Annotated in this window: 9 protein-coding genes; 4 read left to right on the top strand and 5 right to left on the bottom strand. The window is 67.3% G+C overall.

What is annotated here, in order from left to right; translation table 11 throughout:
• The first annotated feature begins 85 nt into the window (after nucleotides 1-85).
• Nucleotides 86-973 carry a 1-acylglycerol-3-phosphate O-acyltransferase, YihG family gene (gene yihG, locus AC4OR5_RS12060; RefSeq protein ID WP_003099939.1) on the top strand — a complete coding sequence of 296 codons (888 nt, stop codon included), beginning with the start codon at nucleotides 86-88 and terminating at the stop codon, nucleotides 971-973.
• Nucleotides 974-1,291: 318 nt separating this feature from the next.
• On the opposite strand, the gene AC4OR5_RS12055 is transcribed toward yihG, so the two are convergent.
• Together AC4OR5_RS12055 and clpG are read right to left on the bottom strand one after the other, a co-directional pair.
• Nucleotides 1,292-1,870 (bottom strand): DUF2780 domain-containing protein, encoded by a 579-nt coding sequence (locus tag AC4OR5_RS12055; protein ID WP_023435387.1) that lies wholly within the window; start codon nucleotides 1,868-1,870, stop codon nucleotides 1,292-1,294.
• Nucleotides 1,871-1,971: 101 nt separating this feature from the next.
• Entirely contained in the window at nucleotides 1,972-4,770 is a 2,799-nt protein-coding gene (gene clpG, locus AC4OR5_RS12050) for an AAA family protein disaggregase ClpG (RefSeq protein ID WP_058156841.1), read from the bottom strand.
• A 374-nt stretch (nucleotides 4,771-5,144) separates the two neighbouring features.
• Here clpG and mdtD point away from each other — a divergent pair, with 374 nt between their 5' ends.
• Nucleotides 5,145-6,578 carry a multidrug transporter subunit MdtD gene (gene mdtD / locus AC4OR5_RS12045; protein WP_003084717.1) on the top strand — a complete coding sequence of 478 codons (1,434 nt, stop codon included), beginning with the start codon at nucleotides 5,145-5,147 and terminating at the stop codon, nucleotides 6,576-6,578.
• Between the two features lie 102 nt (nucleotides 6,579-6,680).
• Here the strand turns inward: mdtD and rloA3 are convergent, their stop codons facing one another.
• Nucleotides 6,681-7,205 carry a retropepsin-like aspartic peptidase RloA3 gene (gene rloA3, locus AC4OR5_RS12040; protein WP_003084714.1) on the bottom strand — a complete coding sequence of 175 codons (525 nt, stop codon included), beginning with the start codon at nucleotides 7,203-7,205 and terminating at the stop codon, nucleotides 6,681-6,683.
• 150 nt (nucleotides 7,206-7,355) lie between these two features.
• Nucleotides 7,356-7,565 carry a cold-shock protein gene (locus tag AC4OR5_RS12035; protein WP_003084710.1) on the bottom strand — a complete coding sequence of 70 codons (210 nt, stop codon included), beginning with the start codon at nucleotides 7,563-7,565 and terminating at the stop codon, nucleotides 7,356-7,358.
• 347 nt (nucleotides 7,566-7,912) lie between these two features.
• Between AC4OR5_RS12035 and dbpA the strand changes: the two genes are divergently transcribed.
• The gene (gene dbpA, locus AC4OR5_RS12030; protein WP_058160905.1) at nucleotides 7,913-9,289 is read left to right on the top strand and encodes an ATP-dependent RNA helicase DbpA; all 1,377 of its coding nucleotides are present in this window, start codon (nucleotides 7,913-7,915) and stop codon (nucleotides 9,287-9,289) included.
• Nucleotides 9,290-9,550: 261 nt separating this feature from the next.
• Nucleotides 9,551-11,752: a YccS family putative transporter gene (yccS, locus tag AC4OR5_RS12025; protein WP_003084700.1), complete on the top strand. Its 2,202-nt coding sequence runs from the start codon at nucleotides 9,551-9,553 to the stop codon at nucleotides 11,750-11,752.
• Here yccS and AC4OR5_RS12020 read toward each other — a convergent pair.
• On the bottom strand, nucleotides 11,749-12,480 hold the full coding sequence (locus tag AC4OR5_RS12020; protein ID WP_058160903.1) for a substrate-binding periplasmic protein: 732 nt from the start codon (nucleotides 12,478-12,480) through the stop codon (nucleotides 11,749-11,751). The genes yccS and AC4OR5_RS12020 overlap by 4 nt on opposite strands.

Genomic DNA, 12,480 nt, shown 5'->3' with positions numbered 1-12,480 from the left:
TTCGCCACGCCGGCGGCTTGGGCGGCGCGGCGCGGATGCGTATGATGGGCCGCGTCGACCCACACCCAGGACAGGGAAACCAACCATGCGGGAACTGTTGACCGGCCTGACCAGCAGCCTTCTTCTGCTTCTCAACACGCTGATCCTGATCGGCCCGATGATGCTGATCGCACTGCTCAAGCTGGTGCTCCCCGGCCAGCGCCTGAAGGACCTCTGCTCCAGGGGCGTGATGTGGATCGCCGAGACCTGGGCGGAGATCGACAAGTGGATCTTCGCCACCTGCACGCCGACGGTCTGGGACGTGCGCGGCGCCGGCGACCTGCGCCAGGACACCTCGTACCTGGTGGTGAGCAACCACCAGTCCTGGGTCGACATCCCCGCGTTGATCCAGGTGTTCAACCGGCGCACCCCGTACTTCAAGTTCTTCCTCAAGAAGGAGCTGATCTGGGTGCCCTTCCTCGGCCTGGCCTGGTGGGCGCTGGAGTATCCGTTCATGAAGCGCTATTCCAAGGCCTTCCTGGAGAAGCACCCGGAACTCAAGGGCAAGGACCTGGAGATCACCAAGGCCGCCTGCGAGAAGTTCAAGCGCATCCCGGTGACCGTGGTGAACTACCTGGAAGGCACGCGTTTCAGCGAGCAGAAGAAGGCCCGGCAACAGTCGCCCTATCGCCACCTGCTCAAGCCCAAGGCCGGCGGGGTGGCCTTCGTCCTCGCCGCGCTGGGCGAGCAGCTGGACGCTCTGCTCGACGTCACCGTGGTCTACCCGAGCGACAAGGTGCCGGGATTCTGGGACCTGCTCTGCGGACGGGTGCCGAAGGTGATCGTCGACATCCAGACCCGGCCGATCGATCCCGCCCTGTGGCAGGGCGACTACGAGAACGACCCGGTGTTCCGCCAGTACGTGCAGGAATGGGTCTCGCGCATGTGGGAAGAAAAGGACGAACGCATCGCCCGCTTGCGGCAACTGCGCTGAAGTACCGGCCGAAGCACACCCGCCTCGTAGGGCGAATAACCGCAACGCGGTTATCCGCCGTTTCAACGGCGCGGCGGCGGATAACGCCGAGGGCGTTATTCGCCCTACCGGAGCGGGCAACGAATACCCGGGGGTCGCACCCACTTCGTAGGGCGAATAACCGCAACGCGGTTATCCGCCGTTCCCACTGAGCGGCGGCGGATAACGCCGGGGGCGTTATTCGCCCTACCGGTGCGGGCAACGAATATCCGGGCGCCGCACCCACTTCGTAGGGCGAATAACCGCAGCGCGGTTATCCGCCGATCCGCTGGCGGCAGATCAGAGCAGCGACGAGCCGCCCGCCTTGCTCACTCCCCAGAGATTGCTCAGGCTGCCCAGCAGCTCGCTGTTGGCGCCCTGCTTGCCGAAGTAGTCGACCAGCACCTGGGCGAACTTCTCGGTCATCCCGCTATCCATGCCCAGGGTGCCGAAGGCCTTGTTCACGTCGCCCATGCTGTCCGCATTGCCGAGCAGCGAGCCGAGGCCCTTGCTGTCGCCGCCGCTCTTGCCGAGCATATTGCCGAGCCCGCCGAGACCGGCCAGGGCGTTGTTGCCGGCCAGCTTGTCGAGGCCCGGGATGGTCTTCACCAGTTGCGAGTAATCGTTGCCGGCCAACTGGTTCTTGGCCAGGCCGAGCAGGGCGCCGGTACCGCCGACCGCCTGCTCCTGGCTGACCCCGAGCTGGCCGGTAAGTGCGCCGAGCAGACCGCTGGTCTGCGGGGTGGTGGCTACCTGGGCGGAGTCGCCCTGGGATGCCCCGGCGACCGCCTTGGCGGCATCCCCGAGATTGAAGGCGAACGCGGAGGCGGCGCTGAGCAGCAGGGCCGCGGCCAGGGTAGCGTGGGTGGTGACGCGCATCGGCAATTCCTCATGAGATATCGAACGCCCCGGCCGCATTCGCAGGCCGGGGTGAGATTTCGACCGGCCGGCCGGTGCCTTGTTCCCCAACCTTGGTCGGGTCACTTGGTCTTCGGCTTGTCGGCCTTGCCCTTGGCGGCGGCGCCTTTCTTCGCCGCCGGCTTCCTCGCCGCCGTCGCGCGGCCCTTGGGTGTCTCGCCGGCACCGGACTTCTTGCGTGCCGCCGGCTTCGGCGCGGCGCCCTTGCGGTAGCCGACGCCGTCCTTGGCGTCGTAGAAGAAGGTGACCGTCTCGCCCTCCTTCACCTCGCCCTTGAGCATCGCCGTGGCCAGGCGCGTCTCCAGTTGCTGGCGGATCTGCCGCTTCAGTTCGCGGGCGCCGAACTCCGGCTGGTAGGCCTCTTCGGCGAGGTGGCCGACCAGGCTGTCGTCGATGTGCAGGTAGATGTCCTGGGCGTGCGCGGCGCGCTTCACCCGCTCCAGTTGCAGGCGGACGATGTCCTCGATCTGCGCCTTGCTCAACGACTCGAAGACGATCACCTCGTCGAGGCGGTTGAGGAATTCCGGGCGGAAATGCCCGCGCAGGGCAGTCATCAGTTCGCGCTTGAGCTTCTCCGGCGGCTGGGCGAACTCGCCGGCCTGGGCGTTCTTCATGATCAGCTCGGAGCCGAGGTTGCTGGTGGCGATGATGATGGTGTTGGTGAAGTCCACCACGCGCCCCTTGCCGTCGGTCAGGCGGCCGTCGTCGAACACCTGCAGGAGGATGTTGTTGACGTCGGCGTGGGCCTTCTCGATCTCGTCGAGCAGGATCACGCTGTACGGCCGCCGGCGCACCCGCTCGGTGAGCTGGCCACCCTCGTCGTAGCCGACGTAGCCCGGCGGCGCACCGATCAGCCGGGACACCGCGTGGCGCTCCATGTATTCGCTCATGTCGATGCGGATCATCGCGTCTTCGTCGCCGAACACCACCTCGGCCAGGGCCTTGGCCAGCTCGGTCTTGCCCACCCCGGTCGGGCCGAGGAACAGGAAGGTGGCGATCGGCCGGCTGCCCTGGCGCAGCCCGGCGCGGGCCAGGCGCACGGCGTCGCTGACCGCGGTGATCGCTTCCTGCTGGCCGATCACCCGCTGGTGCAGGCGCTCTTCCATCTGCAGGAGCTTCTCGCGCTCCTCGGCGGTCAGTTCGGTGACCGGGATGCCGGTGAGCTTGGAGATGATCTCGGCGATGTCCTCGACCCGCACCTCCTCGGTCTTCGACCCCTGGGTCTGCTGCCAGCGCTCGGTGATCTGCTCGAGGTGTTCCTTGCGTTCCTGGATGCGTTTCTCGAAGACCTTCGCCTCGTCGTACCACTTGCGGCTGGCGGCGTAGTCCTGCTCGCGCTTGAGCTGCGCCAGCTCGGCCTCCAGTTCCTGGATCTCGGCCGGCCGCGAGGTGCTGGCGATGCGCACGCGGGCGGCGGCCTGGTCGATCAGGTCGATGGCCTTGTCCGGCAGGAAGCGGTTGCCGATGTAGCGGTCGGACAGCTCGGCGGCGGCGACGAAGGCCTCGTCGCGGATGGTCACCTTGTGGTGGCCTTCGAGCTTGTCGCGCAGGCCACGGAGGATGGAGATGGTCTGCTCCACCGTCGGCTCGGGGACGAACACCGGCTGGAAGCGCCGCTCCAGCGCGGCGTCCTTCTCGATGTACTTCTGGTACTCGTTGAGGGTGGTGGCGCCGATCAGGTTCATCTCGCCGCGCGCCATCGCCGGCTTCAGCACGTTGGCCACGTCCAGCCCGCCTTCGCCGCCGCCCTGGCCGGCACCGACGATGGTGTGCACCTCGTCGATGAACAGGATGATCTCGCTCTGCGCCGCCTGCAGTTCGTCCATCACCTGCTTGAGGCGTTCCTCGAACTCGCCGCGGTACTTGGCGCCGGCGACCATGGCGTTGATGTTCAGTTCGACCAGGCGCTTGTCGCGCAGCACCTCCGGCACCTCGCCCTGGACCATGCGCTGGGCCAGGCCTTCGACGATGGCGGTCTTGCCGACGCCGGGCTCGCCGATCAGCACCGGGTTGTTCTTCTTGCGCCGGGCGAGCACCTCGATGGTGGTCTCGACTTCCTTCGAGCGGCCGATCACCGGATCGAGCTTGCCTTCGCGGGCCAGCCGGGTCAGGTCGCGGCTGAACTTGTCCAGTTGCGGAGTGTTGCTCGGGCCGTCCACGCGGCCGTCCTCGGCGCCCTTGCCGACCACCTTGACCGCTTTCTGCCGTAGCGCCTGCTCGGTCAGGCCGTACTTCTTCAGGAGCGTCCCGGCGAAGCTGTCCGGCACCGCCGCCAGGCCGAGCAACAGGTGCTCGGGGCCGACATAGCTGTGGCCGAGTTCGCGGGACAGGGCGAAGGCGTGCTGCAAGGCGCTCTTCACCCGCGGCGAGATGGTCATGTCCTCGCTCGCCTCGCCCTTGCTGGCGCCGCGCACGGCGTTGGCCTCGATGTACTGCTTGAGGTCGGCCGGCGACAGGCCGAACTGCTTGAGCACCGCCTGCACCACGTCGGCGTCGGCCAGGGCATAGAGCAGGTGCTCGGTGTCCACTTCGCGCTTGCCGAATTCGGCGGCGACCTGCGCGGCGCGTTGCAGATACTCGGTGGTCTGCTTGCTGAAGTACTCGGCGATGTCCACCGCCTCCGGCTCGCGGGCGCGCACCGGGGTGACCGGGCTCTGCTCGCCGAATCCGGAGAAGATCTCGTCGAACGGGCTGCCGCCGCCGAACAGCGACTCCAGCGGCGAGCGCATGCGCTGCTGGCGCATCAACTGGCGGTAGTGCAGTTCGCAGAGGGCGAGTTCGCGGCGCTGGCCGTTCTGTACCAGGCTGACGCGGGCGACGGCGGGACGTTCGTGGCAGATAGCGCAAAGTTCCTGGGCCATGGGAGGGCTCCTGTTTCCACGGAAGGTGGGCTTCGGCGACGGCGGCGGCGACCGGGGTCGCCGAGCGGTGCGTGGAGAACATCGCGACAAGGCGGTGAAGCACGCGCCGTCGAGCATGCAACGCGGGACATGTCCGTGCGATGACGAAGCGCCGGCGTCGCATCCGCAGCCACTGACGGGGTGACTCTTGAGTACTAGCACAGCAGCCGGCGAGCGCCAGCGCTTCGGCTTGACCCAGGACAATGAAAGGCGACCGCTCTGGCCCGCGACTTCCGCCGCAATGCCCGCTGTTCGCCCCGATCCGGTCGCCGGCCGTCCCATCGCGGCGAGAACTTCTCTATGCTTGGGCCCTGTCCGCCCGAGGGAGCCCATCCATGAGCGAGCCGTTCCAGCTCACCCCCCGCATCGCCCGCCAACTGCCCTGGCTGGTCGCCGTCGCCTTCTTCATGCAAGCCCTCGACGGCACCATCCTCAACACCGCGCTGCCGAGCATGGCCAGTTCGCTGAACGAAAACCCGCTGCGCATGCAGGCGGTGGTGATCGCCTACCTGCTCACGGTGGCCCTGCTGATACCGGCCTCGGGGTGGATCGCCGACCGTTTCGGCACACGCCGGGTATTCCTCGGCGCGGTATTGCTGTTCAGCCTCGGCTCGTTGCTTTGCGCGCTGTCGCCGAGCCTCGAACTGCTGGTCGGCGCGCGCATCGTACAGGGCGTCGGCGGCGCGCTGATGATGCCGGTGGGACGGCTGGTGATCCTGCGCGTCTACCCGCGCCAGGACCTGGTGCGGGTGCTCAGCTTCGTCACCATTCCCGGCCTGCTCGGCCCGCTGGCGGGACCGACGCTGGGCGGCTGGCTGGTGGAGTACGCCTCCTGGCACTGGATCTTCCTGATCAACCTGCCGGTCGGCCTGCTCGGCTGCCTGGTGGCGATGAAGCTGATGCCGGACCTGCGCAGCCCGGTGCCGAGCCGTTTCGACAGCATCGGCTTCCTGCTCTTCGGCGGCTCCATGGTGCTGATCTCCATCGCCCTGGAAGGGCTCGGCGAGCTGCACCTGTCGCACCTGCGCGTGGTCCTGCTGCTGATCGGCGGACTGGTCCTGCTCACCGCCTACTGGCTGCGCGCGCTACGCATCGACAAGCCGCTGTTCCCGCCGAGCCTGTTCAAGGCGCGGACCTTCGCCGTCGGCATCCTCGGCAACCTGTTCGCCCGCCTGGGCAGCGGCGCCCTGCCCTTCCTCACCCCGCTGCTGCTGCAGGTGGGACTGGGCTACCCGCCTTCCACCGCGGGCATGACCATGATCCCGCTGGCGCTGTTCGCGATGGTCGCCAAGCCGATGGCCAAGCCACTGCTGGACTTCTTCGGCTATCGCAAGCTGCTGGTCGGCAACACCCTGATCCTCGGCTGCCTGATCGCCGGCTTCGGCCTGGTCGACCAAGACACCCCCTACGTCTGGCTGCTGCTGCACCTGAGCCTGCTCGGCGCGGTGAACTCCCTGCAATTCACGGCGATGAACACCCTCACCCTGATCGACCTGCAGGACAGCAACGCCAGCAGCGGCAACAGCCTGATGTCGGTGGTCGTGCAATTGTCGATCAGCCTTGGCGTGGCTTGCGCGGCGGCGTTGCTGGGCGGTTTCCAGACCGACCTGGATACGGGGCAGGACACCGTACTCGGCGCCTTCCACGCCACCTATGTCAGCGTCGGCCTGATGTCGATGCTGGCCGCAGCGATCTTCTTCCAGCTCGGCAGCGAGGACGGCCGCACCAGCCCGCGCCGGGTCGATCCGGAAAAGGACCCGGACCTCTAGCCGGGCTCGCGAGGACGAGGCGCGCCCGCGCAACCTGTGGATGACGGCGCTGATCGTGCTGCCCCGGCTGGCGCTGGCCGCCGGACTGCCGCGCGGGTTCTTCTACTGAGCGGCAAGCGCGCCGCAGGTGGGTTTGCGGGTGAAGGTTCGGGACACGTCGACCGCGCCGAGGTGTTCGAGCGTGCGGCGGCCGAGCAGCACCGGATAGTTCATGTTGCCGCGGTCGCGCAGGGAGAACTGCTCGCGCAGCAGCTTGGCGCCCAGGCAGATGTCCATCGCCACCACCGGACGGCTGTCGCTGCCACCGGCGCCGCGCACCTTGATCAGCCGCAGCACCTTGCGCTCGAAGGTCACGCTGACCGGCGCCTTGCTGTCGGCGGTGGGCAGCACGACATCGAAGCGCACCCAGCGCTCGCCGTCCTTCTTGTAGCGATGGATATTCCTCGCGTCCAGCGACGAGGTCAGCGCTCCGGTATCCAGCTTGGCCTTGGCCTGCATGCGCTCGGGCATCAGCCAGGACTGCTCGATCCAGCCCCAGTGCTCGGTGGCGGCATGGCAGGACGCGGAAGAGAACGACAGCGACAACAGCGCGGCGAAGGCCAGACGACGGGATTGCACAGGCTTCATCGAAACGACTCCGAACGGGACCGGGCCACTCTGGGCGGGAACTCGTCAAGACAGGGTGAACGGCAGGCGAAGACAGTGTGACGGTTTTCTTCGGGCAATAAAAAACCCGGATGCTTCCATCCGGGTTCTTCGGGCTGGGGCCCAGGGATCTTAGTTGATCACCTGAACGCGCTCGGCCTGCATGCCTTTCTGGCCTTGTACGACTTCGAAGCTGACCTTCTGGCCTTCGGCCAGGGTCTTGAAGCCGTTACCTTCGATGGCACGGAAGTGAACGAAAACGTCCGGGCCGCTTTCCGGGGTAATGAAGCCGTAGCCTTTGGTTTCGTTGAACCACTTAACGGTGCCGTTCTGACGGGACATTGCAAGTTCTCCTTGGAACTATGGGTATTGATTTAGCCACGAAATCGTAGCCGGTAACTGAGTTGCAAGGAGTTACAAGGAGTCGAGCAGGACGGGCTGGAATTTCCGACCGCATCAGGTCACGATCGACGGCGACCCATGCAAACACAGTGTCAGCACTCTACGACAAAAAACTGAGGAAAGCGAACCTGTATAAAAATACAGAAACGCGCTTTTTTCGTTTTTCGGACGAACGGTACTGGCCAAAGATACATTGCCTGTCGCTGCTGCTCCGGCGGCGATCGCACGCGGCAAGCCGCCGCAGGCTGCTAGACTAGCCGCTCGTATCGCCTGCCGAGCCCTGCCCCGTGACCTCCACCGCTTTCTCCTCGCTGCCGCTTTCCGCGGACCTCCTGGCCAATCTCGACTCCCTCGGTTACCGGGAGATGACGCCGATCCAGGCGCAGAGCCTGCCGCTGATCCTCCAGGGCCACGACCTGATCGCCCAGGCCAAGACCGGTAGCGGCAAGACCGCAGCCTTCGGCCTCGCCCTGCTCAGCCCGCTGAACCCGCGCTACTTCGGCTGCCAGGCACTGGTGCTGTGCCCGACCCGCGAACTGGCCGACCAGGTCGCCAAGGAGATCCGCCGGCTGGCCCGCGCCGCCGACAACATCAAGGTCCTCACCCTCTGCGGCGGCGTCCCCTACGGCCCGCAGGTGGCTTCGCTGGAGCACGGCACGCACGTGGTGGTCGGCACCCCGGGGCGCATCCAGGAGCACCTGCGCAAGGGCACCCTGGTCCTCGACGGGCTCAATACCCTGGTCCTCGACGAAGCCGACCGGATGCTCGACATGGGCTTCTACGACAGCATCGCCGAGATCATCGGCCAGCTCCCCGAGCGCCGGCAGACCCTGCTGTTCTCCGCCACCTACCCGGACGGCATCGAGAAGCTGGCGAAGACCTTCATGCGCGATCCGCGACAGGTGAAGGTCGAGTCGCTGCACGCCGACAGCCAGATCGAGCAGCGCTTCTTCGAGATCGACCCGAAGCAGCGCATGGACGCCGTGGTACGCCTGCTCCAGCATTTCCGGCCGCAGTCCTGCGTGGCCTTCTGCCAGACCCGCCAGCAGTGCCAGGAGCTGGCCGACGCACTGAAGGCGCAGCGGATTTCCGCCCTGGCCCTGCACGGCGACCTGGAGCAGCGCGAGCGCGACCAGGTCCTGACGGTGTTCGCCAACCGCAGTTGCAACGTACTGGTGGCCACCGACGTGGCCGCCCGCGGGCTGGACATCGCCGCCCTGGAAACGGTGATCAACGTCGAGCTGGCGCGCGACCCGGAGGTCCACATCCATCGCATCGGACGCAGCGGTCGCGCCGGCGAGAAAGGCCTGGCCCTGTCGCTGGTGGCGCCGGCCGAGGCCAGCCGCGCGCAGGCCATCGAGGACCTGCAGAAGCAGCCGCTGGCCTGGTACGCCCTCGGCCAGTTGAAGGCCAGCCCGGAGCCATTGCTACCGCCGATGAGCACCCTGTGCATCGCCGGCGGACGCAAGGACAAGGTGCGCCCCGGCGACCTGCTCGGTGCCCTCACCGGCGACGCCGGGCTGCCCGGCAGCGCGGTGGGCAAGATCGCCATCTTCGACTTCCAGGCCTTCGTCGCCATCGAGCGCGGCCTCGCCCACCAGGCCCTCAAGCGCCTGAGCGAAGGCAAGATCAAGGGGCGCTCGTTCAAGGTCCGCCTGCTGTAGCGCGCCGCCGCTTCGCTCGCCGGGCCCGCTCCGGCGCGCGATATCGCCGCCGGGTAACTTCCGGCGCGGCGACGACGTCTTAGCGTTCGCAGGCACGAAGCCTGCATCCGCCAGATGCCCGGCTCGACCGAGTTGCCCACGGCAGCGTTTCCTGCGACTGCGGCGGGCAGCGGACTTCCAGTCGCGCGAAATCGGCCGATTGAATTAGCCGGACAGGCCACATAGGCTGAACCACGGACCACCGGATAGCACTCCGCCCCCATGCCGCCCTCTTCGTTGACACACACGCTCCGCCGCCTCTGGGCCCTCGACAAGTTCGCCTACAGCCTGCGGGTGTTCATCGCCCTGGCCGGCGCCCTGCTGCTGTGCTGGTGGCAGGACCGCATCGAGCTGCTGATCCCGCTGTTCCTCGGGATCATCGCCAGCGCCCTGGCGGAGACCGACGACAACTGGCTCGGCCGCCTGCAAGCGCTGCTGGTGACCCTGCTGTGCTTCAGCGTCGCCGCCTTCGCCGTCGAGTTGCTGTTCCCCTATCCCTGGCTGTTCGTTTCCGGGATGGCGCTGTCGGCGTTCGGCATGATCCTCCTCGGCGCCCTCGGCGAGCGCTATGCGGCGATCGCCTCGGCGACCCTGATCCTCTCGATCTACACCATGATCGGCGTGGACCAGCGCGGCGGCGAGGTCGCCGATGTCTGGCACGAACCGCTGCTGCTGGTGGCCGGGGCGGCCTGGTACGGGCTGCTCTCGGTGCTGTGGAACGCGCTGTTCTCCAACCAGCCGGTGCAGCAGAGTCTTTCCCGCCTGTATTTCGAGCTGGGCGAATACCTGAGGATCAAGTCGAGCCTGTTCGAACCGTTGCGCCAGCTCGACGTAGAGGGCCAGCGCCTCGCCCTGGCACGGCAGAACGGCAAGGTGGTGGTGGCGCTGAACCAGGCCAAGGAGACCATCCTCAACCGCCTCGGCCATGGCCGGCCGGGCCCCAAGGTGAGCCGCTACCTGAAGCTCTATTTCATCGCCCAGGACGTCCACGAGCGCGCCAGTTCCTCGCACTACCCGTACAACCGGCTGGCAGAGGCGTTCTTCCACAGCGACGTGCTGTTCCGCTGCCAGCGCCTGCTCAACCAGCAGGGCAAGGCCTGCCAGGCCCTGGCGCGGGCTATCCGCCTGCGCCAGCCGTTCGACTACGCCGACCGCGAGCTGGCCCTGGAAGACCTCCAGGCCTCGCTCGAACACCTGCGCCAGCAGAGCAACCCGGCCTGGAAGGGCCTGCTGCGCTCGCTCGGCGCCCTGGCCGCCAACCTCACCACGCTGGACCGCAAGCTGGCCGGGGCGAGCAACCCGGACGCCATCGCCGACGAACAGGACAGCGCCCTGCTCGACCGCTCGCCGCGCAGCCTGAAGGACGCCTTCGAGCGCCTGCGCCAGCAGCTCACCCCGACCTCGCTGCTGTTCCGCCACGGCCTGCGCATGGCCCTGGCGTTGACCGCCGGCTACGGCGTGCTGCACTGGATCCATCCGACCCAGGGCTACTGGATACTGCTCACCACGGTGTTCGTCTGCCAGCCCAACTATGGCGCGACCCGCCTGCGCCTGGTGCAGCGGATCCTCGGTACGGTGGTCGGCCTGGTGGTCGGCTGGGCGCTGATCGACCTGTTCCCCAGCCCGCTGGTGCAGTCGCTGTTCGCGGTCGCCGCCGGGGTCGCCTTCTTCGCCACCCGCAGCAGTCGCTATACCCTGGCGACGGCGGCGATCACCCTGCTGGTGCTGTTCTGCTTCAACCAGGTCGGCGATGGCTACGGGCTGATCCTGCCCCGCCTGTTCGATACCTTGCTGGGCAGCCTGATCGCCGGCCTCGCGGTGTTCCTGGTGCTGCCCGACTGGCAGGGCCGCCGGCTCAACCGCATGCTCGCCAACACCCTCGCCTGCAACAGCCGTTACCTGCGGCAGATCATGCAGCAGTACGCCACCGGCAAGCGCGACGACCTCGACTACCGCACCGCCCGGCGCAACGCGCACAACGCCGACGCAGCGCTGTCGACCACCCTGTCGAACATGCTCCTGGAGCCCGGCCACTTCAGGAAGGACGCCGAGATCGGCTTCCGCTTCCTGGTCCTCTCGCACACCCTGCTCAGCTATCTATCCGGTCTCGGCGCGCACCGCGAAAGCCTGCCCGAGGACGCCAGCGACGGCCTCCTGGAGCGCGCCGCCGAGCGGCTCTCCGCCAGCCTCGAGGAAATCGCCGCGAGCCTGGAACAGAAACGCCCGGTCGCCATCTACAGCGAAGAGGAGGAAGCGCTGGCCAAGGAACTGGAGCAGATGCCCGAGGACATGGACGACAGCCATCGCCTGGTACAGACCCAACTGGCGCACATCTGCCGCCAGCTCGCCCCGCTGCGCACCCTGGCCGCGCACTTGCTGAAGAAGGAACTGGCCGGCGCGCAGCCGCTGCCAGGCCAGCCCTAGCGCGCGCCGTAGCGCTCCAGCAGGCGCTGGTAGCTGCCGTCGTCGCGCATTCCGCGGATGGCCAGGTCGAAGCCGTCGACGATCTCGTCATGCCGGGGATTCCTCAGGCTCACCAGCAGGTGCAGGCCGTTCTCGCCAAGCGGGATGGGCAGTACCTCCAGCTTGTCGCGCAAATCGGTCAGTTCGCCCTTGAAGGCGACCCCCAGCGCCAGCTCGTCCTCCACCGCCAGGTCGACCCGCCCCGCCTCGAGCATCCGCGCGGCGTTGGCGAAGCTGGTCACGTTGACCTTCTGCAGACGGCTGTCACGGTCGAATTCGGGCGCGTAGGCATAGTCGCGCACGACCGCGATGCGGTAGGGACGCAGGTCGCTCAGGCGGGAAAACTCGATACCCCGCCCCTTGCGTTGCAGCAGGCGGATGCGGTTGCTCAGGTAGGCGCGGGAAAACTGCCCGTAGAGGCTGCGGGCGGGCTCGTACCAGGCGCTCAGGGCGATGTCGTAGTCGCCGCTGCGCACGCCGTACAGGGCACGCGACCAGGGTACCTGCTGGAAACTCGAGTCGAAGCCGGCGCGCTTGAGCGCGGTGGTCACCAGTTCCACCGCCAGGCCGTTGCCAGGCAGGCGCGAATCGACGAAAGGCGGCCAGGAGTCGCCGACCAGGCGCAGGTTGGCGGCAGGCAGCGCGCAAGGGAGGAGCAATGTCAGCAGCAGGAGTGCGCATCGCAGCAT

It is taken from the genome of Pseudomonas sp. YA1 (assembly GCF_058680555.1).
Note: the sequence above shows the minus strand (reverse complement) of the source record. Positions and strands in the feature narration are given on the sequence as shown.